15 protein-coding genes, 1 other RNA gene and 1 pseudogene are annotated in these 25,438 nt (G+C 71.4%); 12 read left to right on the forward strand and 5 right to left on the reverse strand.

From position 1 onward, the window contains the following. Positions 1-25: 25 nt before the first annotated feature. On the forward strand, positions 26-3,052 hold the full coding sequence (locus PIR02_11605) for a glycoside hydrolase family 38 C-terminal domain-containing protein (protein WZH35422.1): 3,027 nt from the start codon (positions 26-28) through the stop codon (positions 3,050-3,052). 273 nt (positions 3,053-3,325) lie between these two features. On the opposite strand, the gene PIR02_11610 is transcribed toward PIR02_11605, so the two are convergent. From PIR02_11610 to PIR02_11620, 3 genes are all read right to left on the reverse strand, one after another. Continuing rightward, positions 3,326-3,814, reverse strand: a complete 489-nt coding sequence (locus PIR02_11610) for a hypothetical protein (GenBank protein ID WZH35423.1) — start codon at positions 3,812-3,814, stop codon at positions 3,326-3,328. A 4-nt stretch (positions 3,815-3,818) separates the two neighbouring features. Continuing rightward, complete coding sequence (locus tag PIR02_11615; protein ID WZH35424.1) at positions 3,819-5,870, reverse strand: primary-amine oxidase; 2,052 nt, start codon at positions 5,868-5,870, stop codon at positions 3,819-3,821. A gap of 137 nt (positions 5,871-6,007) precedes the next feature. Further along, on the reverse strand, positions 6,008-7,483 hold the full coding sequence (locus PIR02_11620) for an APC family permease (GenBank protein ID WZH35425.1): 1,476 nt from the start codon (positions 7,481-7,483) through the stop codon (positions 6,008-6,010). 215 nt (positions 7,484-7,698) lie between these two features. On the opposite strand from PIR02_11620, the gene PIR02_11625 reads away from it, so the two are divergent. The 3 genes from PIR02_11625 (at position 7,699) to ffs (ending at position 10,009) form a co-directional block, all read left to right on the forward strand. Then, entirely contained in the window at positions 7,699-9,201 is a 1,503-nt protein-coding gene (locus PIR02_11625) for an APC family permease (GenBank protein WZH35426.1), read from the forward strand. Then, the gene (locus PIR02_11630; GenBank protein WZH35427.1) at positions 9,194-9,892 is read left to right on the forward strand and encodes a helix-turn-helix domain-containing protein; all 699 of its coding nucleotides are present in this window, start codon (positions 9,194-9,196) and stop codon (positions 9,890-9,892) included. Before PIR02_11625 ends, PIR02_11630 begins: the two co-directional genes overlap by 8 nt. A gap of 20 nt (positions 9,893-9,912) precedes the next feature. Further along, positions 9,913-10,009: signal recognition particle sRNA small type (gene ffs, locus PIR02_11635), an RNA gene on the forward strand. 62 nt (positions 10,010-10,071) lie between these two features. On the opposite strand, the gene PIR02_11640 is transcribed toward ffs, so the two are convergent. Beyond that, a complete protein-coding gene (locus PIR02_11640; GenBank protein WZH35428.1) occupies positions 10,072-10,743 on the reverse strand; it encodes an NUDIX domain-containing protein in 672 nt (223 codons plus the stop codon). Positions 10,744-10,783: 40 nt separating this feature from the next. Between PIR02_11640 and PIR02_11645 the strand changes: the two genes are divergently transcribed. From PIR02_11645 to recR, 8 genes and pseudogenes are all read left to right on the forward strand, one after another. Then, positions 10,784-11,581 (forward strand): DeoR/GlpR family DNA-binding transcription regulator, encoded by a 798-nt coding sequence (locus PIR02_11645; GenBank protein ID WZH35429.1) that lies wholly within the window; start codon positions 10,784-10,786, stop codon positions 11,579-11,581. A gap of 10 nt (positions 11,582-11,591) precedes the next feature. Continuing rightward, entirely contained in the window at positions 11,592-13,736 is a 2,145-nt protein-coding gene (pta, locus tag PIR02_11650; protein ID WZH35430.1) for a phosphate acetyltransferase, read from the forward strand. Continuing rightward, positions 13,733-14,965, forward strand: coding sequence for an acetate kinase (locus tag PIR02_11655; protein WZH35431.1), 1,233 nt, complete (start codon positions 13,733-13,735; stop codon positions 14,963-14,965). The genes pta and PIR02_11655 overlap by 4 nt, the downstream gene beginning before the upstream one ends. Before the next feature lie 292 nt (positions 14,966-15,257). After that, positions 15,258-16,634 carry an Ig domain-containing protein gene (locus PIR02_11660; protein ID WZH35432.1) on the forward strand — a complete coding sequence of 459 codons (1,377 nt, stop codon included), beginning with the start codon at positions 15,258-15,260 and terminating at the stop codon, positions 16,632-16,634. Between the two features lie 142 nt (positions 16,635-16,776). Then, entirely contained in the window at positions 16,777-17,511 is a 735-nt protein-coding gene (locus PIR02_11665) for a beta-phosphoglucomutase family hydrolase (protein WZH35433.1), read from the forward strand. 120 nt (positions 17,512-17,631) lie between these two features. Continuing rightward, a complete protein-coding gene (locus PIR02_11670) occupies positions 17,632-20,157 on the forward strand; it encodes a glycosyl hydrolase family 65 protein (GenBank protein WZH35434.1) in 2,526 nt (841 codons plus the stop codon). Positions 20,158-20,419: 262 nt separating this feature from the next. Then, a pseudogene (locus PIR02_11675) lies at positions 20,420-22,309 on the forward strand (DNA polymerase III subunit gamma and tau). A 1,043-nt stretch (positions 22,310-23,352) separates the two neighbouring features. After that, the gene (gene recR, locus PIR02_11680; GenBank protein WZH35435.1) at positions 23,353-23,946 is read left to right on the forward strand and encodes a recombination mediator RecR; all 594 of its coding nucleotides are present in this window, start codon (positions 23,353-23,355) and stop codon (positions 23,944-23,946) included. Positions 23,947-23,960: 14 nt separating this feature from the next. Here recR and PIR02_11685 read toward each other — a convergent pair whose 3' ends face one another. Then, positions 23,961-25,358: a threonine/serine exporter family protein gene (locus tag PIR02_11685; protein WZH35436.1), complete on the reverse strand. Its 1,398-nt coding sequence runs from the start codon at positions 25,356-25,358 to the stop codon at positions 23,961-23,963. Positions 25,359-25,438: the final 80 nt, after the last annotated feature.

Here is a 25,438-nt window from a genome sequence, read left to right on the forward strand (position 1 = left end):
CGTCCCCCCAGACAAGGAATCTTTCATGCACGACCGCACCGCGCTCATCGAGATGCGCATCGAACGCTTCATCCGCGAGCGTCTCGCCCCCGCCGTCTATCGCGCCCGTCAGCCCCTCGATATCTCCGCGTGGGAGGCCCCGGGCGAGCCCGTGACCTTCGCGGAGGCTCGGGATGCCAGCTACCACCCCTTCGCCATCGGCACCGCGTGGGGCCGGGCGTGGGGGACCACGTGGTTCGCCGTATCGGGGGAGATCCCCACCGACTGGCGCGATGCCTCGGGCGTGCTGCCCGCGGGCACCGTCGCCGAGCTCGTCGTCGACCTGGGCTTCACCAGCGGCCAGAGCGGCTTCCAGTGCGAGGCGCTCGTCTGGAACCGCGAGGGCGCCCCCATCAAGGGCGTGTCGCCGTTCAACAACACCACCCCCGCCGCGATCGACGCCGACGGACGCGTCGACGTGCTGGTCGAGGCCGCCTCGAACCCCGACGTGGGCAGCCTCTTCACCTTCGAGCCGACGCACCTCGGCGACCTGGCCACCGCGGGGGACGCTCCTCTCTACACGTTGCGCGACATGTCGATCGGCCTCCGCGACCTCGCCGTGTGGGAGCTGCTCCAGGACTTCCGTCTGCTGCAGGGCCTCATCGCCGAGCTCGACGCGACGTCCGCCCGCCGCGCGACCCTGCTGGAGGCCATGGACGCCGCGATCGACGCCGTCGATCCCGAGGACGTCGCCGGCACCGCGCAGGCCGGGCGCGACGTGCTCGCCCCGCTGATGGCCGCGCCCGCGGCATCCAGTGCCCACGTGTTGCACGCGGTCGGTCACGCGCACATCGACTCGGCGTGGCTCTGGCCCGTGCGCGAGACGGCGCGCAAGGTCTCACGCACGTTCAGCAACGTGCTCTCGCTCATGGACGAGGACCCCGGGTTCGTCTTCGCGAGCTCGTCGGCCCAGCAGTTCGCCTGGATGAAGGAGCACTACCCGGCACTCTGGGAGCGGCTGAAGGCGCGCGTCGCCGAGGGCCGCTTCGTGCCCGTGGGCGGCATGTGGGTCGAGTCCGACACCAACATGGTCGGTGGCGAGGCCATGGCCCGGCAGTTCGTGGAGGGCAAGACGTTCTTCCTCGAGGAGTTCGGCATCGACACCGAAGAGGTGTGGCTCCCCGACTCGTTCGGCTACAGCGGCGCGCTGCCGCAGATCATGAGAGCTGCCGGCGCCCGCTGGTTCCTCACGCAGAAGATCTCGTGGAACGAGACCAACCGCATCCCGCATCACACCTTCCGCTGGGAGGGCATCGACGGCTCGCGCATCTTCACGCACTTCCCGCCCGTCGACAAGTACAACTCGGAGGTCACCGCGGCCGACCTCGCGCACGCCGAGCGGAACTTCGCCGACAAGGGTCGCGCCCGCACCTCGTTGCTGCCCTACGGCTTCGGCGACGGCGGCGGCGGACCCACGCGCGAGATGACGGCGACCATCGCGCGGACGCACTCGCTCGAAGGCGCACCGGTCGTGAAGCACTCCACGCCCCGGGAGTTCTTCGAGACCGCCGAGGCCGAGTACGCCGATCCGGCCGTGTGGGCGGGGGAGCTGTACCTCGAGTTCCACCGCGGCACGTACACCAGCCAGCTGCGCACCAAGCAGGGCAACCGCCGCAGCGAGCACCTGCTGCGCGAGGCCGAGCTCTGGGCGGCGACCGCGACCGTGCGCGCGGGCGCGGCGTACCCGGCCGAGACGTTCCAGCGCCTGTGGCGTCTGGTACTGCTGCAGCAGTTCCACGACATCCTGCCCGGCACCTCGATCGCCTGGGTGCATCGGGATGCCGAGCGCAACTACGCAGCCATCGCGACCGAGCTCGAGCAGGTCATCGCCGACAGCCTCCGTGCGCTGGTCGGCACCGGCGACCGCGCGGTCGTGGCGAACGCCGCCCCGCACGGTCGTGCCGGCGCTCCCGCCCTCGCGATCGCCCCGGCGACGCACGGGGGGGACGTCGTCCCCCGCGCCGAGGGCGAGGGCTACGTGCTCGACAACGGCGTCGTGCGCGCGGTCATCGACGGCCGGGGTCTGATCACGTCGCTGGTGGATCTGGCATCCGGTCGTGAGGTCGTGCCCGCGGGCCACGTGGCGGGGCAGTTCGAGATCTTCCGCGACACCCCCACCCAGTGGGACGCGTGGGACATCGACGAGACCTACCGTCGTCACGCCACTGCGCTCGTCACGGCCGATGCCGTGCGCCTCGACGGCGACGCCGTGATCGTCGAGCGCACGGTCGGCGCCTCCACGATCGTGCAGCGCATCGCCCTCGCCGAGGGCGCGCGCACGCTGCGCCTGTCGCTCGACGTCGACTGGCACGAGCAGCAGAAGCTGCTCAAGCTGCGCGTCCCCGTCGACGTGCACACCGACCACGCGGCATCCGAGATCCAGTTCGGCCACATCGTGCGCCCGACCCACACGAACACCTCGTGGGACTCGGCCCGCTTCGAGACCGCCGCGCACCGCTGGGTGCGCGTCGCGGAGCCGAGCTTCGGCGTCGCGGTCACCAACGACTCGACGTACGGTCACGACATCACGCGCCACGGGCGCGAAAGCGGCGGCACGTTCTCCCTCGTGCGGCTGTCGATCATCCGCTCGGCGACCTTCCCCGACCCCGGTCAGGACCAGGGCGCGCACCACCTCGAGGTGGGCATCGTCGTGGGCGCCGAGGTCGTGGACGCGGTCGCCGAGGGCTACCGCACGAACCTTCCCGTGCGCGTGGTGCCCGACGCCGCCGAGGAGTCGGTCGCGCCCCTGGTGTCGATCGACGAGCCGGGCGTGGTCGTCGAGGCGATCAAGCTCGCGCAGGACGGCTCGGGAGACGTCGTCGTGCGCCTGTACGAGGCCCTGGGCCAGCGCGCGCACGCGCGCCTCGACGCCGGATTCGAGGTCACGGGTGTGACCGAGACCGACCTGCTCGAGCGCGAGGTGGATGCTGCGGCGGTGTCGAGCGTCGCGGGCGGTGTGGTCGAGCTCGAGCTGCGGCCGTTCCAGCTGGTGACGTTGCGCCTGAAGCGCTGAGCCGCGACGTCGGCGCGGGGCGTTGCGGCGGCCTCTGGAGGAGATTCCGGGAGCGGAGGAGGGATGCCGTGTGTGGTGTCCTCCCGTCCCGGTTTCTCCTCCCATCGCGGGGCGCGGGGCGCGAGGCGCGGGGCGCGGCCGGGCGACGCGGGGCGCGGGGCGCCGGGCGCGGCGAGGCGACGCGGGCCCCGCGGCGAGGACCGCGCGCCGCGGATCGGGCGCCGCGAACCGCAGGGCCCCGATCCACGCGACCGCGGAACCCCGTCTCGGGGCTCACGCCGCCGCGACGGCCATGAGCGCCACGGATGCCGCCATCGCACCGATCTGCGCGCGATCGAGTCGCGTCGGCATCTGTCGCATCGCCGCAGCCGAGAACACGGTGTAGCCCACGGCGGCCCCGACGAGGACGGGCGCGAGCGCGACACCGTGTGCGTGAGCGGGCGTGTGGGCGCCCATTGCGACCTGTAGCCCGGCCATCACCACCATGCCGAGCGTCGTGTGCAGCGTCATCGTCACGGGGACCCGCGAGATCCGACGCTGCCGCGGTCGCCGCCAGACCGCGAGCCCGAGGGCCGCCGTCAGCAGCAGTGCGGCCCAGTAGACCGGGGGCACGACGCCGAAGGCGGCGGCATCCAGCATCGCGAGCACCATGAGCACCGAGGCCACGACCTCGGGCGGCCGCACCCGCGCACGGTCGGCGGCCAGACAGCAGGCACCGACCGCGGCGGGGGCGACCGCCCACGCGTGGAGGATCTCGCTCATCGTGTCAACACTGGTGGTCGGCGCCGTGACCGTCGTGACCGTGCGCGCTGTGGTCATGACCGTGCGCGCCGACCGCCTCGTCCGCGTGCGGGCCGTGGCCGTGCCCGTCGGCGTGGGCCATCGGAGCGCAGTGCGACGACGCCGGCGCCGGGACGTTCAGCACGGGGTTGCGCTCGAAGAAGTTGTACGGCTTGAGCGTGAACTTCGCGTAGTCCATCGGCATGACGGGCCAGTCCTCGTTGCGCGGGAAGTGCGTGAGCCCGAAGGTGTGCCAGAGCACGACATCCTCGCCCACGAGCGGCTCGTCGCCCGCGATGAAGGCCGGGATGCCGGCACCTCCGGGGTGCTGGTTGACGAAGTCGCCCGCCGCGTACCGCTCGTCGGGGTCGTACTTCGTGACGAACAGGTTCTTCGTCGCGAACGCGGCGCGCGCGGCGATCGACGAGCTGTCGTCGGCGAGCAGCACCGGGGTCTCGGTGGGGAAGAGCATGTACGACGTCGCCTGGCCGCGCTCGGTGGTCTTCTCGGTCGAGGCGATCTGCCAGACCCGGTTCACCGCGCCGTCGGCCACACGACCCGACTCCTTCTCGCTCGTGATGGGCGTCACCTTCTTGGTGAAGGCGTTGCCGGCGGGGTTCTCGGCCGAGATCGGCACGCGCACGGCGTCGATCTCGTTGACGACGTTCGCGACGCCGTCGACGGTCATGTCCAGACGCGCCGAGAACAGGTGCTGGTGGTACGGCGCTCCGAGCCCCGGGGCGACCTCCGACGCGTAGGGGTAGCCCTCGCCCGGGTAGGCGGAGGTGAACAGGATGCCGGTGAGCTTGGCCTCGCACTCGATGGTGCCGTCGAGGTACAGGTACCAGTAGAAGCCGTAGTCGTAGTTGCCGACGGTGGTGAAGAACGAGATGACGAGTCGACGCGAACGGCGCACCTCGCTGGACCCCGTGAAGATGTCGGTGTGCTTCCACAGGGTGCCGAAGTCCTCCTCGTGCATGCACACGGCGTTGCGCACGGTGCGCGGCATCCCGTTCTCGTCCGACAGCACCGCGTCGACGTAGGTGATGTCGCCGACGCAGTCGCATCCGAGTTCGAGCTCGTTCGTGTAGCGCCCGAAGAGGTACTCGCCCGTGTCGAAGTAGTTCTGCCAGAACCGGTTGGGCGCGGGGTCGGCGTAGGGAACGACCATCTCGCTGATCGATCCGCGGTACATCACGGGGCGCCCGGCGAACGACAGCTGGCGCAGGATCAGACCCTCACGGGTGTCGAAACCGATGCGTAGGTCCCACTCGCCCCACGTCACGTGCTCGTCGTCGACGGTGAAGCTCGCCCCTTCGGGCTGCGTGATGACGAGGGGCTTCAGGCCCTCGAGCGGCGGCCCCTGGAGCTCGGGGTCGTCGAAGTTGCCGTGCGTCTCGGGCACGGTGAAGCCGGGGGTGTCGACGATCTCGATGATCCGCCGGTCGGCGACGTCGATGTAGGCGGTCAGCCCGTCGACGGGGTGCGCCCACGGGTGGTCGGCGGGGTGGTCCTGGCGGAACGCGAACGTGCGGAGAACGCGGCGGCCCACCTCGTTCTCGTAGCCGTAGTGACCGGCTGACAGGGGCACGAGCACGACGTCGGCGGTCGTCAGGCCGCGGGCGGCGAGGGCGGCGATCCACTCGGCGCTCTCGTTCGCGATGATGCCGACCTCCTCGAACTCCGCGTCGAGGATCGGCAGCTGCCCATCGGAGCCGTCGAGCTCTGTGGAGCGGAGCACCTCGCCGGTGGCGAGCGAGACGACGAGGTCGAGCGAGTGAGCGGTGCGCAGGTTCAGCAGCTGCACGCGGGCCCGCCGCTCGGGGAAGGCGGCCTCGCCGCGCTCCCAGGCGAGCACGTCGCCCTTGCGTGCCTCCTCGAGGCCGACGTAGGCGAAGCGGGTGGCCTCGTCGATGCCGTCGAGGCCGGCCACGATCGCGTGGACGGTGGTGATCTCGTCCGGCGAGAGCGATGCGAGGGGGTGGGCGGGGGCCGCGGGGGCGACGAAGGCGGTCGAGGTGGGGTCGGTGAGGGTCATGATGTCTCTCTCGGTGGAACGGGTGTGACGAAAAGGAACGGGGACGGATGCCGCGGCGGGAGCGTGCGATCACGGAGCGGGACCGTGGCGCGGGCCGCGGCACCCGGGTCGCTGCGCCAGCGCCGCGGCATCCGGGATCAGCCCGCGATCGTGTCGGTGAGCTTGGCGTAGGCGGCCGGACGGCGGCGGCGGATCCAGGCGGCCTGGGCGTAGCCGAGCACGGGGAACAGCACGACCAGGGCGAGGAGGAACCACGTGACGGCGCCGAAGACCGGGGCGCCGTCGGCGTCCATATCGCCGACCATCACGGGGAAATACACGACGATGATCACGGCCGATACCGCCAGTCCGACGAAGCCGAGCGCGGGAGCGATGACGGTGTTCCACAGCCGCCGGTCGGCACGGGTACGGGCGAAGTAGACGATCACGGCGACCGAGGTCGCGGCCATGAGGATCGCGATCGCGAGCGTCGCGACGCCGGCGAACCACGTGAAGACCTGCAGCAGCGGGTCGAGGTTCAGCACCGCGAAGATCGCCGTGAGCGCCGCGGCCGTCGCCGTCTGCACGATCGACGACACGTGCGGCGAGAGGTGCTTCGCGTGGACGCCGCCCACGCGGTCGGGGAGGACCCCCGCGCCGGCCATCGCGTGCTGGTAGCGGGTGAGCACGTTGTGGAACGACAGCACGCAGGCGAACATCGAGGTCAGCAGCAGGACGTTGACGATGATCTCGCCGACCGTGCCGAGATAGATCGCGACCGTGCGCAGCATGAGGGTGCCGGGGTCTTCCGCGGCGGCCGCGAGGACGCCGTTCGGCCCCCAGGCCATCACGAGGCCCCAGGAGGCGAGCGTGTAGAAGATGCCGATGCCGATGACGGCGCCGTAGGTGGCGCGGGGGATCGTCCGGTCGGGATCACGGGCCTCGTCGCGGAAGATCGCCGTGGCCTCGAAGCCGATGAAGGCCGCGATGGCGAACATCAGGCCGACTCCGGGGGACCCGCTGAGCACGTTGGCCGGCTCGAACGGAGCGGCGCTCAAGCCCTCCGGCCCGCCGTTGAACACGACGGCCGCGACCAGCGCGAGGACGATCGCGACCTCGGCCACCAGCAGCACGCCGAGCACCTTGCTCGAGAGGTCGATGTGCCGGTAGCCCAGGATGCCGACGAGCCCGACGATCGCGAGCGCGTACAGCCACCACGCGAGGTCGGGTCCGCCGAGAGAGACGACGGTGATCTCGAGGAGGTAACCGATGTAGCCGTACACCGACACTTGGATGGTCGTGTAGGTCAGCATCGCCGTCCACGCCGCGGCCAGACCCGAGGGACGCCCGAGGCCGTAGCCGATGTAGGTGAAGAACGCGCCGGGGCGCGGCACGTGCCGCGTCATCGCGGCCAGACCCACCGCGAACAGCAGCAGGATGACGGCGCTGATGGCGTACAGCGTCGGAAAGCCCGCGCCGTTTCCGATCAGGATGCCGAGGGGAGCGGCGCCCCCGACGACAGTGAGCGGCGAGGCCGCGGCGACGACCATGAAGACGATCGCGGTGACGCCGAGGGAGCCCTGCAGCGTCCGCTTCGCCGACGCCGCCACCCCCTTCGATTCGAGCTGGGTCATGTCGGTTCCTCCGTGATGTCGGGTGAGGTGCGCGGTTCCGGTGTCGAGATTCCTCCTTCGTCGTTGCCTGCCCGTGTTGTGGTCGTGAAGGTGTCGCCTCGCCGAGTGAGACACGGGCTGACGGGCGTCTCAGTCGAGGTCACGAGGACGAAACATGGGGGTCGTCCGGGTGCAACGCCCGCCACGTACGGTCGGCATCACCCGACGGAGACCACGTGACTGCACTCGCCCGCGCCATCGCCCGCCCCGACCCCGTCGCCGGCTTCGGCGACCGTTCGCCGCTGCATGGACTCGAACGTCGACGCATCGGCGTCATCGACCTCGCGGCCCAGTCGGTCGCGGCCGTCGCGCCGGCCGCCGCGGCGACGACCGTCGTCCTTCTCGTGGCGGGCATGGCGCCGGGTGCCACGGTCGCCGCGATCGTGGCCGCCGCGATTCTGAGCCTCGGCGTCGCGCGGACCGTCTCGCAGTTCGCGCGACGGTTCGCGGCGACGGGCGCCCTGTACACCTACACCGCCCGGGGTCTCGGCACGCGGGCCGGACTCGCGGCCGGCGCCGCGATCCTCACCGGATACGGCGCCGTGGCGATGTTCGCGCTGCTGGGGGGTGCGTACTACGCGACCTACCTCGTGGCCGGTCTCTGGCCGTCGATCGATCGAGCGCTGGTGACGGCCCTCCTCGTCGTGGGGCAGGGGGTCCTCGTCGCCTTCGTCCTCGTGCGCGGCATCCGGATCTCCGCTCGTGCGGCGCTCGTGGTCGAGACCCTGTCCGTCGCGCTGATCGCCATCCTGCTCGTCGTGCTGCTGGTCAGGATCGGCCCGATCGAGCTGACCGCCGTCGCCGGTCTCGGCGTCGCGACGACCATCGAGCCCACGGCTTTCGCGGCCGGAGCGGTGATCGCCCTGACGGCGTTCGTCGGGTTCGAGTCCGCTGCCACGCTCAGCGTCGAGTCGGTGTCGCCGTTGCGCAACGTCCCGCGCGCGATCACCGGCACCGTGGTGCTGTCGGGTCTGCTCTACGTTCTCGCGGCCGTCACCCAGGTCGCCGGGTTCGACGCTCTGGGCGCCGACCTCGCCGCGAGCGCCTCGCCGGTCAACGAGCTCGCCGAGGCCTACGGCCTGGGCGGGTGGGGCGTCGTGGCCGATCTCGGCATCACCGCGTCGTTCCTCGCGTGCGCGATCGGGTCCACGACCGCCCTCGTGCGGGTGCTGTTCGCCCTGAGCCGCGACGGCGTCCTGCCTCCCGCGGTCGGTCGCACGCATCGGCGCTTCGGCACGCCCGCGACGGCGGTGGCGTGGGCGCTGCCGGTGATCACAGCCGTGCCGGTCGCGGTGGGGGCGGCGGGCATCGACACCCGCGCCGCGATGCACCTCACGATCGGGGTCGGCGCCGCAGGCTACATCGTGGCCTACATCCTCGTCTGCGTCGCCGCGCCCTTCTTCCTTCGGCGGATCGGCGAGCTCACGGCCGGCGCCGCGGTCGTCGCCGGGGTGTCGGCTCTCGCCCTGGCCGCCGCACTCGTGTCGTTCTTCGTCGACGACGCCGCCTCGGGAGGGGCGGTCCTCATCGTCGTCACGTCGCTCGCTGTCCTGGCTGCAATCGTCGTCGTCGTGCTTCGTCGGCGGCACGGCCCGGGAGCGCTCGGGGCCTACGACGAACCGGTCGCGGCGCAGGTGCTCGGGGGAGTGGTGTCGCCGCGGCATCCCGACGATGCGTGAGGGACCGGCGCTCGCCGCGCGACAGCCCGGCGCCGTGCACTCCGCGCTCGCCGTGCTCGAAGCTGTCGCACATCTCGGGGCAGGCGTCAGCGCCCAGCGCCTGTCGGCCGAGCTGGGGCTGCCGCGGGCGACGACCTATCGGCTGGTGAACCTCCTCGTCGAAGACGAGTACCTCGTGCGCACCCCGGATCTGGCGGGGTTCGCGCTGGGGGCGAAGGTGGCGCAGCTCGCCGCGGTCGTCGCCCCGCCCGCACGCCTGTCTTCGGCGGCCCGAGCTGTCCTCGCCGACGTGCGTCGAACGGTTCGCGGGGGCGTCCACGTGGCGCTGTTCGTCGACGGTCGCGTCGCCGTCATCGACGCCGACCCGGACTTCCCGCTGTCGGATCAGGCGCGCCTCGAGCGCGAACCGGCCCGGTACGCGCTCGGCCGGCTCATGCTGCTGTCGCAGGGCGACGAGGCGACGCCCGAGCTCGCCCGGGCGCGTGACGATCTGGCGCGATGGGGTGCGACACGCCAGAGCGGAGAGCTCGTCGCGGCGTCCGGATGCCTCGCCATCCCCATCGTCGATGCGAGCGGGCTCGCGGCGGGCGCGGTGGCGTTCTCGGGTCCGCGGCACCGCGTCGACGACCCCGGCGACGTGCTGTCGGCGCTGCGTCCGGCGGCCGACGCCCTCGCGCCGCTGATGGTGTGACGCGCATCGGGTAGGCTGTACACGGCTCTCCGCGTGGCGGCATCCAGGCCAACTCCCCCAGGACGGAAACGTAGCAAGGGTAACCAGGCTCTACCGGGTGCGCGGAGAGTCTTTTCTTTGCCCGGAAGTCCTCGCCCGGCACCGCTCGAGACGTCCCGCGGATGCCGAGAGCCTCGACCTCAGCGTCGGGCGAAGGGCCCGTCGAGCACCGCCCACTGCAGCAGCATGATGGTCTTGGCATCCTGGATCGAGCCGTCGCGGATCATCGCCAGAGCGTCGTCGATGTCCACCTCGACGATCTCGATCTCTTCGCCCTCCTCTTCGAGGCCGCCCCGGTCGCCCTCGCGCGTGGCGCCGTCGTACGCGGCGGCGAAGAAGTGCAGGCGCTCGGTGACGGATCCCGGACTCATGTAGACATCGAACACGTGCTGCACCTCGTCGACCCGCACGCCCGTCTCCTCTTCCGCCTCGCGGCGGATCGCGGTGAGCGGGTCGTCGTCGTCGAGGAGTCCGGCGGCGGTCTCGAGGAGCATGCCGTCGGGGTGGTCGTTGACGTACACGGGGTAGCGGAACTGGCGGGTCAGCAGGACGGTCCGTCGCGCGGTGTCGTGCAGGAGGATCGTCGCTCCGTTGCCGCGATCGTAGGTCTCGCGCGTCTGTGTGACCCACTTTCCGTCATCGCTCCGGTAGCGGAACGTCGTCGCCCGGAGCACGTGCCACCCCGCCGCGAGCACCTCGACGTCGGCCACCTGGACGCGCGGGTTGCGGTCGAGGTCGCGGCCGGTGAGGTGCAGGCCGGTGCGTCCGCGGTGGTCGGGGACGGTGGTGCCGGGAACGGGAGAGTCGGTCATGACTCGGAACAATAATGCAGAAACGTGCAAGAATGTGAACATGACGCTCGCCGCTGCCCGGAAGGACGCCCTTCTCGACCGCTTGCGGCGCGACGGCCGCCTCGTCGTCAAAGACGTCGCCCTCGAACTCGGTCTCTCCGAAGACAGCATCCGCCGCGATCTTCGGGAACTGGATGCCGCCGGCCTCGCGGTCCGGGTCTACGGAGGGGCCCTCCTCGCCTCGCCGGCCGTCGCGGACTACGAGGCGCGAGGGAGTGTGGCGCGATCGAGCAAAGCGCGCGTGGCCGCGGCGGCGCTGGAGCGCATCGAGCCCGGCGCGACGGTGCTGCTCGACGGCGGGACGACGACGCTCGCCCTCGTCGAAGCCCTCCCGCGGTCGTTCGCGGGAACGATCATCACGCATTCCCCGACGATCGCGGCAGCCCTCCTGCACCACGACGCCGAGGTCATCATGATCGGCGGCCGCATCTTCAAGCATTCCGCCGTCGCGTGCGGAGCGGCCGCGGGGGAGGCGGCCCGCGCCGTCAGTGCCGACGTCTTCTTCCTCGGGGTCACCGGCGTGCACCCCGCGGCGGGGCTGACGACAGGGGATGCCGACGAGGCCGCGATGAAGCGCGTGCTCGCCGAACGCGCCGCCGAGACGTTCGTGCTGGCGAGCGAGGAGAAACTGGGGGCGGCGTCGCGGTTCGGCATCCTGCCCCTCGACGGCGTGACGGGGATCGTCGCCGACCTCGACCCCGACACGCCCCTGGCCGCCGATCTCGAGGCCGCGGGCGCGAACGTGCTGTATCCCTCGACGCCGAAGCAACCCCGCCGCGATCCCGGAGGCCCGCAATAGGCTGGACCGCGTGACGCAGAGCATCTACATCACGTCGGCCGAGGGGCACTCGGGCAAATCCACCGTCGCTCTGGGTGTCCTCGACGCCCTCAGCCGTGTCACCCCGCGCGTGGGGGTGTTCCGCCCCATCGCGCGCTCCACCGCCGAGCGCGACTACGTGCTCGAAATGCTTCTCGACCACGACGGCGTCGAGCTCGCGTACGACGATTGCGTCGGCGTCACCTACGACGACGTGCGCGACGACGCCGATGCCGCCCTGGGCCGCATCGTCGAGCGCTACAAAGCCGTCGAGGCGCGGTGCGATGCCGTGGTCGTCATCGGCAGCGACTACACCGACGTCGGCAGTCCCGCCGAGCTCGCCTACAACGCGCGCATCGCCGCCAACCTCGGCGCCCCCGTGCTGCTGGTCCTCGGCGGCCGCGCACAGCAGGGCCAGGGCGAGACGCTGGGACTCTCGGTCGCGCGCACCCCACATGAGGTGGGCCAGATTGCGTCCCTCGCGGTCGCCGAGCTCGTCCACGAGCGTGCCGAGGTGTTCGCGGTCATCGTGAATCGCGCCGATCCCGACGAGCTCGACGGCGTCGTGGCCTCCGTCCGCCAGGTCATCGACGGCGTGCCTTTCGCCTCCTCCGACGAGCGTCGTCCGGTGCCGGTGTGGGCTCTTCCCGAGGACCGCTTCCTCATCGCCCCCTCGATGCGCGGCGTGCTGCGCTCGGTCGAGGGCGAGCTCATCAAGGGCGACCCCGAACTGCTCACGCGCGAGGTGCTGGGCGTGGTCGTGGCCGGCATGTCGATGGTCAACGTGCTTCCGCGGCTGAAGGAGTCGGCGGTGATCGTCATCCCGGCCGACCGCAGCGAGGTCCTCCTCGCCACCCTCCTCGCGAACGCCTCGGGAACCTTCCCCTCCCTCGCGGGGATCGTCCTCAACGGAGGGTTCGAGCTGCCGGACCCGATCGTCCGCTTGATCGACGGCCTCGGCTCCCCGCTTCCGATCATCGCCACCGATCTGGGAACGTACGACACCGCCGTGCGCATCATGAACACGCGCGGGCGCCTCGCCGCCGACTCTCAGCGTCGGTACGACACGGCTCTGGCGATGTTCGAACGCCACGTCGACACCGCCCTGCTGACGCGCGAACTGGGGGTTGCACGCCCCAGCGTCGTCACCCCGCTGATGTTCGAGTACGGCCTCGTCGATCGCGCCCGCACCGACCGCCGCCGGATCGTGCTCCCCGAGGGCAATGACGACCGGGTGCTCCGCGCCGCCGCGACCGTGCTCTCGCGCGGCATCGCCGACCTGACGATCCTCGGCGAGCCGATCGAGGTGCGCGGGCGGGCCATCGAGCTCGGCATCGATATCCGCGACGCCGAGGTGCTCAGCCCCTTCGATGCCGTGCACGTGGAGAAGTTCGCGACCGAGTACGCACGGCTGCGCGCCCACAAGGGCGTCACCCACGCCCAGGCAGCCGACACGGTCACCGATGTCTCGTACTTCGGCACGATGATGGTGCACCTGGGTCTCGCCGACGGCATGGTCTCCGGGGCGGCGCACACGACCGCTCACACGATCCGCCCCGCGTTCGAGATCATCAAGACCGCCCCCGGCGTCTCGGTCGTCTCGAGCGTTTTCCTCATGGCTCTCGCCGACCGTGTGCTTGTCTACGGGGACTGCGCCGTCATCCCCGACCCCACCAGCGAGCAGCTGGCCGACATCGCCGTGTCATCGGCCGCGACCGCCGAACAGTTCGGCATCGAGCCGCGCGTGGCGATGCTGTCGTACTCGACGGGGGAGTCGGGCACCGGAGCCGACGTCGAGAAGGTGCGCGCGGCCACGGCCCTCGTGCGCGAACGCGCCCCCGAGCTGCTCGTCGAGGGTCCGATCCAGTACGACGCCGCGGCCGACGCGGCCGTCGCCAAGGCCAAGATGCCGGGCTCCGAGGTGGCCGGGCGGGCGACGGTCTTCGTCTTCCCCGACCTCAACACCGGCAACAACACCTACAAGGCCGTGCAGCGCTCGGCCGGTGCGGTCGCCATCGGGCCCGTGCTGCAGGGCCTCAACAAGCCCATCAACGACCTCTCGCGCGGCGCCCTCGTCGACGACATCGTCAACACCATCGCGATCACCGCGATCCAGGCCCAGGGGAGCACCTCATGAGCGTCGTGCTCGTCGTCAACAGCGGATCGTCGTCGTTCAAGTACCAGCTGCTCGACATGGATCGCGAACAGGTTCTGGCCTCCGGACTCGTCGAGCGCATCGGCGAGGACCTCGGCGTCGCGAAGCACACCGTGACCGCCGCCGCCCTCGCGTCGACCGATGGTCCGGCCCCGACGGTGACGGATGCCACCTTCACCATCGAGCGCGAGATTCCCGACCACACGGCGGGCTTCGCGGTGATGCTCGAGGCCTTCGCGGCGCACGGCCCCTCGCTCGACGAGCGTCCCCCGGTGGCCGTCGGCCACCGCGTCGTGCACGGCGGGGCGCGGTTCTTCGAGCCGACCGTGGTGACGCCCCTGGTCGAGATCAACATCGACGAGCTGTCGGTCCTCGCACCCCTGCACAACCCGGCCAACCTCGCGGGCATCGTGGCGGCGAAGAAGGCCTTCCCCGACGTCCCGCACGTTGCCGTGTTCGACACGGCCTTCCACCAGTCCCTCGCACCCGAGGCGTACACCTACGCGATCGACCGCGAGCTCGCCGAGGCCCACCGCATCCGCCGCTACGGCTTCCACGGCACGAGTCACAAGTTCGTCAGCGAAGCCGCGGCGGCTTTCGTCGGCCGTCCGCTCGGCGAGCTCAAGCAGATCGTCTTCCACCTCGGCAACGGCGCGTCGGTCGCCGCGATCGAGGGCGGCCGCTCGGTCGACACGTCGATGGGACTCACGCCCCTCGAGGGGCTCGTCATGGGCACGCGCTCGGGTGACCTCGACCCGGCCGTGCTCTTCCAGCTCGCCCGCCGCGCTGACATGTCGATCGCTGATCTCGACGCTCTTCTCAACAAGAGATCGGGCCTGCTGGGCCTGGCCGGTGTGAGCGACATGCGCGACATCGGCGAGCGACGGGATGCCGGAGACCCGGCGGCCCAGCTCGCCTTCGACGTCTATGTCCACCGTCTCCGCGCCTACGCCGGGGCGTACCTCGCTCAGCTCGACGGGGTGGACGTCATCTCGTTCACCGCCGGGGTGGGGGAGAACTCCGTCCGTGTGCGGGAGGAGGCGATGGCCACGCTCGGCTTCGCCGGTGTCGAGATCGACCCGGAACGGAACGCGGCACGGGAGCGCGGCATCCGTCGGATCTCGACCGACTCCTCGCGCGTCGAGGTGCTCGTCGTCCCCACGAACGAAGAACTCGAGATCGCACGTCAGACTCTCTCGGTCACCGCCTGACCAAGCCAGGTGACCAGACTCGGGCTGCCGGGTGAGGTGCGGGGCGGTTACGACCTCACGGGCACGCCTTTTCGAGCCGTTCGGACAGGTCGAGAACTTCTCCCGACGCCCGCTCGACGAGCGGCTCCGGGGCCGGTTCTCGTCACGACCTCGACGGGTCGTCGGGTCAGAGAGGCGGCCGGGAGACGCGGTACGGTCGACCCCCTGCCGTGGCTGCGATTCGACGCCTGCCCCAGCGGGCCCCGATCCTCTCGGACGGGTGCGTGACCCCACCCGAGAGAAGAACACCTCCATGGCATCCCGCAGCGCGCAAGCGTCCCGAACCGCGAGGCGAGTCCTCACCCTGGTCGCCGCTCTCACCCTGGCCGCCGGACCGGGGCTGATCGCGACGAGCCCGGCGGTGGCCGCGACCGCGTGCGCGACGCCTCTCACGGTCGATCTCACGGTGCTGCTCCAGGGCGCGTACGACGCGGGGAGCGGGCTGATGAGGACCAGCTACCTCACCCAGGGGTCGCTTCCGGCGACAGAGCCGTACGAAGCGCTCGGATACCCGCTGCGCGGCGGCGAGGACAACACCGTCTCGCTCGTCGATCCGGGAACTGTTGCGGCGCCGGTCGACTGGGTGCTCGTCGAGTTGCGCTCGGCGGCGGATCCCACCCAGATCGTGGCGACCGACACCGTCACCCTCGGCCGCAACGGGACGGCGAACGCGGCACCGCGCTTCTTCGCCCCGGCGGGCGAGTACTTCGTCGCCGTCGAACACCGCAACCATCTCGGTCTCATGACCGCCGCGCCCATCTCCGTGCAGACCACCGGAACCGTGGTCGACTTCACCTCGCCGACGACCGCCGTGTACGACGACGGTTCCGGCGTCGACGGCAACCGCGTGGTCAGCGGCTCCGTCGCGCTCATGCGCGCCGGCGATGCGAGTCGAACCCCGGGAGTCGCCCACCGCGTCGAGTACGCCGAGGAGGCGCAGGCGATCCTCGACCGTCTGGACGGGGATGTGACGAGGATCCTGCGCGGATACTTCACCGAGGACGTGAATCTGAACGGGAACGTCCGGTACGCGGGAGCCGCCAACGACCCGACGACCGTGCTGAGCACGGTCCTGGGCGGAGATCAGGCGGCAGTGCTCGTCGAGCAGCTTCCCGTCGGGGTCCTCGGGGCCGAGCCCGCCTGCGACCCGCCCGTCATCACCTCGCCGAACCCGTCGGGTGCCGAGCTGGGAACCGCCTTCTCCTTCCCGGTCACCGCGTCGGGCACCAGGCCGATCACCTACGCCATCACCGCGGGCTCCCTCCCTCCCGGGCTGACCCTCGACCCGGCGACGGGGCTCATCGCCGGCACGCCCACCACCGCGGGGACGTTCCCGTTCACGATCACCGCGACCAACGCCTACGGCTCCGACACGCAGTCGAGCGAACTCACGCTGAGCGTCGCGCCCACTCCGACACCGACGTCGACACCGACGGTGGCGCCCACCCCCGACCCCACGTCAGCGCCCACCCCGTCGCCCTCGCCCACGGTGAGCCGGGCGCCTCTCGCCACGACGGGCGCCGACGTCGACCCGACGGTGCCGGTCGTGGGCGGTGCACTGCTGCTCCTCGGCGGGCTGGTGCTCGCCGCCCGCTTCGGGCTGCGCACCCGGTCACGCCGGAGTCGCTGACGCCCGCTCGGCGCGGACCGCGGCGCGGGTTCTCTTCGCCGCGCCGCGCCGCGCGCCATGATCGATCGACTCCTCGACGGGTGCGGCCAGTACGCTGAACGCAGCGCCTCGGGCGCCCCCGACACCCGATCAGGAGCATGCCGTGACCGACACGCCCGCACTTCCCGACCTCACCGGCTACGAGGGCGTGCTGTTCGACCTCGACGGCGTGCTGACGCCGACCGCCGAGGTGCACATGCGCGCGTGGAAAGAGATGTTCGACGAGCTGTTCGCGGCGTGGAACATCGAGCCGGCTTACACCGACCGCGACTACTTCGAGTACGTCGACGGCAAGAAGCGCTACGACGGGGTCGCGAGCCTGCTGCGCAGCCGTGACGTCGAGGTGCCCTGGGGCGACCCCTCCGACGATCCGTCCGCTGACACGGTGTGCGGGGTCGGCAACCGCAAGAACGCGGTGTTCTCGCGTATCCTGCGCGCCGAGGGCATCGCGCCGTACCCCGGTTCGGTCGCCCTCCTCGACGTGCTGCAGGCCGCCGGAACCCCCATCGCCGTGGTGTCGAGCTCGAAGAACGCCGTCGAGGTGCTCGAGGCCGCGGGACTGCGCCACAGGTTCCCCGTCGTCATGGACGGCGTCGTCGCCGAACGCGACCACCTTGCCTCCAAGCCCGCCCCCGATGTCTTCGCCGAGGCGGCCCGCCTGCTCGGTGTCGATCCCGCGCGATCGGTGGCCGTCGAAGACGCCCTGAGCGGTGTGCGCTCGGCCGTCGCCGCCGGTTACGCGGCGGTCGTGGGCGTCGATCGCGGCGTCGGAGCCGACGACCTCACGGCCGCCGGTGCCACCGTGGTCGTCGACGACCTGGCCGCGTTCGTAGACTGAGCCGTCGCCTTCGGGCGATTCCCCCTGCCGCTCTCGCGGCACCCCTGAGCTCCACCCGCCCGGGCACACCCGACACCGCCCGTGCGAACCCCCGTACCTCGCCACCGGAAGGCACGCCCGATGATCGATCGCGATCGTTTCCCCATCGATGAATGGCGCCTCATCGAGACCGAGTTCTCGGTCGACGATGTGGGAGTCACCGAGACCCTCTTCTCCGTCGGGAACGGCTACCTGGGTCTTCGCGGAAACCCCATCGAAGGACGCTTCGCGCTCGAGCAGGGCACGTTCATCAACGGCTTCCACGAGACGTTCCCCATCCGCCACGCCGAACAGGCCTACGGCTTCGCGGAGGTCGGGCAGACGATCATCAATGCACCGGATGCCAAGGTCCTGCGCGTCTATGTCGACGACGAGCCGCTCTCGCTCGACGTCGCGGACGTGCGCGAGTACGAGCGCGTGCTCGACATGCGCCAGGGGATCCTGCGCCGGAGCCTGCTCTGGGTGACCCCGTCGGGCAAGCACGTCCGGATCGAGGACGAGCGTTTCGTCTCGTTCGACGAGAAGCATCTCGCGGTGCTCCGGCTCACCGTGACGGTGCTCGACTCCGACGCCCCGGTCACCGTGAGCAGCCAGCTGCTCAACCGACAGGACGGCGAAGGCATCTACGGCGGCTCGCCGATGGCATCCAAGCAATCCGGGTTCGACCCGCGCAAGACCGAGAAGCTGAGCGACCGTGTGCTCCAGCCGCGCGAGTACTGGCAGGACGGCGACCGGTCCGCGCTGAGCTACGAGGTGACCGACTCGGGCATGACGCTCGCCGTCGTCGCCGACCACCTCGTCGACACCGCCAACGAATGGACGTCGCGTCAGCTCATCGAGCCCGACATCGCCAAGAACGTCTTCCGCGTCGACGCGCGGGCGGGTGTACCCACGACCATCACGAAACTCGTGAGCTACCACACCTCGCGCGGTGTTCCCACGGGCGAACTCCTCGATCGCTGCCGGCGCACGCTCGACCGCGCCCGTGAGACGGGAGTCGACGGCCTCGTCGACCAGCAGATCGCCTGGTACGCGGCGTTCTGGGATCGCTCCGACGTGCGCATCGGCGGCCACGGCGACCTGCAGCAGGCCACGCGCTGGTGCCTGTTCCAGCTCGCGCAGGCCGCGGCCCGCGCCGACGGCCAGGGCGTCCCCGCCAAGGGCGTCACCGGCTCCGGCTACAGCGGCCACTACTTCTGGGACACCGAGGTCTACGTCCTGCCGTTCCTGGCGTACACGTCACCGCTGTGGGCCCGTAATGCGCTGCGCATGCGATACCTCATGCTCCCGGCGGCGCGAAAGCGCGCCCATCAGCTCAACGAGGCGGGCGCACTGTTCCCCTGGCGCACGATCAACGGGGAGGAGGCCTCGGCGTACTACGCCGCCGGCACCGCGCAGTACCACATCAATGCCGACGTCTCCTTCGCGCTGGCGAAGTACGTGCGTGCCACCGGCGACGAGGAGTTCCTCGCCCGCGAGGGCGTCGACATCGCCGTCGACACGGCGCGGCTGTGGTCGACGCTCGGGTTCTGGCGCTCGAGCGACGGCGGCGACGAGCACGACTCGTTCCACATCCACGGCGTCACCGGTCCCGACGAGTACACCACCGTCGTCAACGACAACCTGTTCACGAACGTCATGGCGCGCTTCAACCTGCGCTTCGCCGCCCGAACGGTCCGCGACCTCGCCGAGAACGACCCCGACGCGTACGCGCACATGGCCGATCGCATGAACCTCGATCCCTCCGAGCCCGAGCGGTGGGACCGGGCGGCCGAGGCGATGCACATCCCGTTCAGCCCGGCGCTCGGCATCCATCCGCAGGACGCGGTGTTCCTCGAGCGCGAGATCTGGGACCTCGAGAACACCCCGCCCGATCAGCGTCCGCTCCTGCTGCACTTCCACCCGCTGGTGATCTACCGGTACCAGGTGCTCAAGCAGGCCGATGTCGTGCTCGCCCTGTTCCTGCAGGGCAATCACTTCACGGATGCCGAGAAGCTCGCCGACTTCGAGTACTACGACCCGCTGACCACCGGCGACTCGACGCTGTCGGCGGTCGTGCAGTCGATCCTCGCCGCCGAGGTGGGCTACCAGGACCTCGCTCTGGAGTATTTCCGCCAGGCCGCGTTCGTCGACCTCGGCGACCTGCACCACAACGCCTCCGACGGCGTGCACGTGGCGTCGGCGGGCGGCGTGTGGACGGCTCTGGTGAGCGGCTTCGGCGGCATGCGCGACCACTTCGGTCAGCTCACGTTCGACCCGCGTCTCCCCGCGGACTGGCCCGAGCTGTCGTACGTGCTGCACTGGCACGGCACGCGACTCGACATCACGCTGACCGCGACGGCGCTCACGCTGCGTGCGGGCGGTGACGGTGAGCCCGTCGAGTTCGCGGTCCGTGGCGCCGACTACACCGTCGCCCCCGGGGAGACGGTGCGGGTGCCGTTGCACGGTCAGGGGCCCGTCCGCCCGGGACGGCCCTCGATCCGTCAGCTCGAGGGATCGGTCCGCGAAGACGGCACGCTGCTGCTGGCCTCGGTCCCGATCGTCACGGCGGCCATCCCCGTCGTGGGCGACGACGACGAACCCGTCGCCGTCGGTCTCGACGTCTGACGCCCGCTCTCGAACGCGGCGGTGCCTCCCGGGGCGCCGCCGCGTTCGGCTTTCCGCGCGGGGCGGATGCTCGAGTCCGGGGAAGTGGGATGCGACGGGGGCAGGGGATGCCGCGGGGACAGGGCGTCTCGGGGCGTTTCAGCCTGTTGCGGTGGCATCCCCTGTTCTGATGACCGGTGGAGATCGGCGTCCGCCGCGCGCACGGCGCCGGTGCGGGGAGCGCGGCGGACGCGATGTCGGAGGGACGCCGTAGGCTGGTCGGGTGACGACAGCCCTGTACCGCCGATACCGCCCGCAGGCGTTCGGCGAGATGATCGGGCAGTCCCAGGTGACCGAGCCGCTCATGACCGCTCTGCGCAGCGACCGGGTCGGTCACGCGTACCTGTTCTCGGGTCCGCGTGGCTGCGGTAAGACCACCTCGGCCCGGATTCTCGCCCGCTGCCTCAACTGCGCCGCCGGCCCCACCGACACGCCCTGCGGCACCTGCGAGAGCTGCGTCGAGCTCGGCCGCGGCGGAAGCGGTTCGCTCGACGTCGTCGAGATCGACGCCGCCAGCCACAACGGCGTCGACGACGCCCGCGACATCCGCGAGCGCGCGATCTTCGCCCCTGCCCGCGATCGCTTCAAGATCTTCATCCTCGATGAGGCGCACATGGTCACGCAGCAGGGCTTCAACGCCCTGCTGAAGCTCGTCGAAGAGCCGCCCGCGCACGTGAAGTTCATCTTCGCGACGACCGAGCCCGAGAAGGTGCTCGGCACCATCCGCTCGCGCACCCACCACTATCCGTTCCGGCTCGTTCCGCCCGCCGCCATGCTCGAGTACGTCCAGGAGCTGTGCGAGAGCGAGAACGTGGGCGTCGAGGCCGGCGTGCTGCCGCTCGTCGTCCGCGCCGGCGGAGGCTCGCCCCGCGACACGCTGTCTCTGCTCGATCAGCTCATCGCGGGGTCCGACCCCTCCACGGGCGCGGGGACCGAACAGGCGGGCCAGGTGCTCGTCCGCTACGAGCGCGCCGTGGCGCTGCTCGGGTACACCCACTCCGAACTCCTCGACGAGGTCGTCGACGCGTTCGCCGCGAACGACGGTGCCGGGGCGTTCACCGCGGTCGACCGCGTCGTGCAGACCGGGCAGGACCCGCGGCGCTTCGTCGACGACCTGCTCGAGCGTCTGCGCGACCTCATCGTCGTCGCGGCGACCGGCGCGGGGGCGTCCGCGGTTCTCCGCGGGGTTCCCGACGACCAGCTCGAGCGCATGTCCCGCCAGGCCACCGCGTTCGGCGTCGGGCGTCTCTCGCGCACGGCCGACCTGGTCGTCGCTGCGCTCGACGAGATGACGGGCGCCACGTCACCCCGGCTCCAGCTCGAACTGCTCGTGGCCCGTGTGCTGACCCACGCGGGGGTGTCGCAGGGGGCGTCGCCCGCCACGATCCATGACCTGGATACCGCGCGAGCTACCGCCCCGGCGCCGGCGCCCGCGACCGGCCGCCCCGCGTCGCCGGCCGCCGACATCGCGGCGCCCGCCGCGGCTCCGCGTGTCGCCGCTCCCGCGGCTCCCCGGATCGCCTCCCCGGGCACCGCTGCTCCGAGCACCACTGCCCCGGCGGCTGCGGCTCCGGTTGTCGCGGCTCCCGGGCGTCCTGCTCCGGCCATCGCGTCTCCGGGGTCGCAGGGGAGTCCCGTCGGGCCTCCGGTGGTCGCTCCGCCTTCGGTGGCGACGCCGTCTGTTGCGGCGGCCTCTGTTGCGGCGCCCTCTGTCGCTTCGCCGTCCCGGTCCTCGTCCGCGGGCGGGGCGGCGTCCGATCGCGTCGTCGACAAGCCGGTCGCGCCGTCGCGCGCCGACGACGATGCCCCGCCGCCGTTCACCGACGACGATGCTCCGCCGCCCGACGACGAGCCTCGCCCCGTCGACGCCGCTCCGCACCCGGCGGAGGTCGTGTCAGAACGGCCCGCCCCGGCCGCGCCGACATCGTCGAGCGCTCCCGCACGCGCCTCCGGGGCGGACGACCACGCGCACCCCTTCGACACGGCACCCACGCCCGACAACTCCGACGCGTCCGATGATCTCTTCGGTGCGGGGGAGGTGGCCTCGCCGGTCGCCGTTGCTCCCGCGGCGGAGTCTCCCGTGCCTCAGGCCTCCGCGCCTCCCGCGTCGTCGGCCGGGTCGGGCGGCACACCCGCTCCGGTGGATACGTCCGCGACGACCGACACCGCCCTGCCGACGGACGCCGGGCCGACGGACGCCGGGCCGACGCACGCCGGGCCGACGGACGCCGCAGAGGCAGCGCCCGCCCCTGCGGCGCCCGCCGCGTCGGCCGGCGCCGGGCCGACGGACACCGGCGCGCCCGCCGAGACGGGTACGCCCCCGACCGAGGCGCCGGACGCCTCGCCGCTCGAGCCCGCCGCCCCGACGCCTCCTGCTCAGCCAGTCGGCCCGATCGAGCTCGGTCACGTGCGCGACGCCTGGCCTGAGATCCTCGGGCAGCTCGAGGCCGCGAGCCGCTCGTCGTGGCTGGTGGTCTCCACGGCGACCGTCGCCGCCTTCGATGACGAGGTGCTCACGCTCTTCTTCCGCACGACGAGCGATCTCACGGCGTTCAAGACCCGCAGCGCCGACGGCGGCCCCAGTGAAGACCTGCGCCAGGCGATCCTCGCCGTCCTCGGCGTGCGGGTGAAGTATCTCGCGCGCCTCGACGGTGACGCTCCGGGCGGACCCGGCTCCGGCGGCCCGCGTGGCACGGGTCCCGGTGGCCCCGGCGGTACCGGCTCGGGTGCTCCCGGGCGCGGGGGAGCACCCGCGCGCTCGTCAGCGCCCTATACGGCCAGTGTCACGGACTGGGCCGTCGCGCCCATTCCCGGAGCCGCCCCGGCGGCCCCGCCCTCCGCCTTGGCCGTCGATGACGAGCCTGAGGAGGCGCGCCCCGCGGTCTCCGCGCCGGTCGCAGCGCTCGTCCGCGAGGGGGCCGTCCTGCCGGCCGCCGATGTCGCGCCGTCGGTCCCCGCTCCCGACGAGGTCGACGACGATGACGTCATCCCCCCGGCCGACGAGGCTCCCGACGTGCCGGTGCCACCGGTGATCGTGCCGCGGATGGCGCCCCTGCGCGGGGGCGTGCAGCGGTACGGGGAGGCGGTCGTGCGTCAGATGCTGGGCGCGACCTATCTCCGTGACGAGCCCTACGAGCCCCCGACGAGGTTCACCTGATGTACGACGGCATCGTCCAAGACCTGATCGACGAGTTCGGCCGGCTCCCCGGGATCGGCCCGAAGTCGGCGCAGCGCATCGCCTTCCACATCCTGCAGTCCCCGAGCTTTGACGTCTCCCGTCTCTCGACGCTGCTGGGTGAGATCCGCGACAAGGTGAAGTTCTGCGAGATCTGCGGCAACGTGTCCGAGCAGGACCGCTGCTCGATCTGCCGCGATCCTCGTCGCAACCCCGCGCTGATCTGCGTCGTCGAAGACGCGAAGGATGTCGCCGCCATCGAGCGCACGCGCGAATTCCGCGGGCTCTATCACGTGCTCGGTGGGGCGATCAGTCCCATCGCGGGCATCGGCCCCGACGACCTGCGCGTCAGCCAGCTGATGCAGCGCCTCGCCGACGGGACGGTGCAAGAAGTGATCCTCGCCACCAACCCGAACCTCGAGGGTGAGGCGACGGCCACCTACCTCAGCCGGCTGCTGCACACGCTCGAGATCCGCGTCACCCGGTTGGCATCCGGGCTCCCCGTCGGCGGCGACCTCGAGTACGCCGACGAGGTCACCCTGGGTCGCGCATTCGAAGGGCGCCGCACCCTCTGACGTCACCCCCGCGATCAGCGACGTGTCCGCGCCCGCGCCCTCACCACGCTCGACAGCGTGGCGCGCACCGGCTGCCCCAGGTAAATGCCCAGCGACGCCCCCACCGCGAGGGCGATACCGATCGTGGCCGCGCCGGCGAGCGTGGTGACGCCGGTCATCAGCACCGTGGGATCGTCACCGGACTCGACCACGCCCAGCAGTCCGCGGAACACCGCCGCACCGGGAACCAACGGCAGGATCGCCGCGGTCGTGATCGCGACCGAGGGGACATGCAGTCGGTAGGCGACGACGATGCCGACGAAGCTGCCGATGAACGCGCCGACCCCGCTGGCCGCGGCCACCTCGAATCCGAGTGACGAGGCGCCCACGTACCCGGCCCAGGCGACCAGGCTCAGCGCCGCGCTGACGACGACGATGCGTGCGCCCGCGCCGTTGTACACAGCGACGGCGATCGCGATCACCGCCGCGCCGACGAACTGCACGGTCACGGGGCCCAGCGGCAGCGCGTTCGACGGCGCAGACATCCCCAGCCCCAGCACGCGCACCGTTTCCAGGCCCGCGAGGATGCCGAGCACCACGCCGAGCGTCTGCGTCGTCAGCTCGAGGATGCGCCCCGTGGCGGTGAGCGCGAAGCCGTCGATGGCATCCTGTGCCGCTCCCACCACGGTGAGTCCGGCCAGCATGAGGACGATCCCGGATGCCACGATCACCGACGGTCGGATCGCGGCGGCCGCATCGAGCCCGGTGTAGTGCATCAGCGGGGAGAGGGCCGCGACGACGGTGAGGACGAATCCTCCGGCGATCTGCGCGAAGAAGTACGGCACGCGGGCTCGGGCGAGGAGATGCTGGGTGGTGGCAGCGAGAGCGGCGGCGATGAACGACAGCACCAACGCGAGCCAGTTCGCGCCGAACATGATCGCCACGCCCACGGCGAGCGAGGCCTGCGCGGCGATGACGATCGCGGGGCGGTAGCGGAAGGGCAGGCGACGGATGGCCCGGCACCGCGCGATCGCGTCATCGAGGCCCAGACCGCCGGTGATCTCGGTGACCAGCGCCTGCAGACGCTGGAGCTTGGCGTGATCGGGAACGGAGCCCCGGACGACGCGTAGCAGGGTGGTCGGGTGCGTCGCACCGGGGCGACTGTGCGCGATGGTGATCGAGTTGTACGTGACGTCGACATGGACGGGGTCCAGGCCGTACGCGCCGCACACCCGGACGATCGTCAGGGTCACCTCGTTCGCCGGCGCACCAACGACGAGCATCGTCTCGCCGATGCGGATCGCGAGGTCGAGGATGCGCGTCGACAGCCCCTCGTCGATGACGGGGAGCATCTGCGTCTCCGGGGACGACGCGTCGTCGGTGTGGACGAGGCGGCGCAACGACGAGAGCAGTCGACGCGGGGTGGGGGACAACCGCGAGCCTCCAGGAGCGGGAACCGGGTGGGAGGGCTCGATCCTATCCGCGCCGAGCTGAGCTTCCGGGGGCCTCGCAC

The sequence above is a fragment of the Microbacterium enclense genome, from assembly GCA_038182865.1.
Classification (GTDB): domain Bacteria; phylum Actinomycetota; class Actinomycetes; order Actinomycetales; family Microbacteriaceae; genus Microbacterium; species Microbacterium enclense_B.

Coding starts and splice junctions, on each gene's coding strand:
- PIR02_11605 (WZH35422.1), top strand. CDS start 26: ATGCACGACCGCACCGCGCTCATCGAGATGCGCATCGAACGCTTCATC.
- PIR02_11610 (WZH35423.1), bottom strand. CDS start 3,814: ATGAGCGAGATCCTCCACGCGTGGGCGGTCGCCCCCGCCGCGGTCGGT.
- PIR02_11615 (WZH35424.1), bottom strand. CDS start 5,870: ATGACCCTCACCGACCCCACCTCGACCGCCTTCGTCGCCCCCGCGGCC.
- PIR02_11620 (WZH35425.1), bottom strand. CDS start 7,483: ATGACCCAGCTCGAATCGAAGGGGGTGGCGGCGTCGGCGAAGCGGACG.
- PIR02_11630 (WZH35427.1), top strand. CDS start 9,194: ATGCGTGAGGGACCGGCGCTCGCCGCGCGACAGCCCGGCGCCGTGCAC.
- PIR02_11640 (WZH35428.1), bottom strand. CDS start 10,743: ATGACCGACTCTCCCGTTCCCGGCACCACCGTCCCCGACCACCGCGGA.
- PIR02_11645 (WZH35429.1), top strand. CDS start 10,784: ATGACGCTCGCCGCTGCCCGGAAGGACGCCCTTCTCGACCGCTTGCGG.
- PIR02_11655 (WZH35431.1), top strand. CDS start 13,733: ATGAGCGTCGTGCTCGTCGTCAACAGCGGATCGTCGTCGTTCAAGTAC.
- PIR02_11660 (WZH35432.1), top strand. CDS start 15,258: ATGGCATCCCGCAGCGCGCAAGCGTCCCGAACCGCGAGGCGAGTCCTC.
- PIR02_11670 (WZH35434.1), top strand. CDS start 17,632: ATGATCGATCGCGATCGTTTCCCCATCGATGAATGGCGCCTCATCGAG.
- recR (WZH35435.1), top strand. CDS start 23,353: ATGTACGACGGCATCGTCCAAGACCTGATCGACGAGTTCGGCCGGCTC.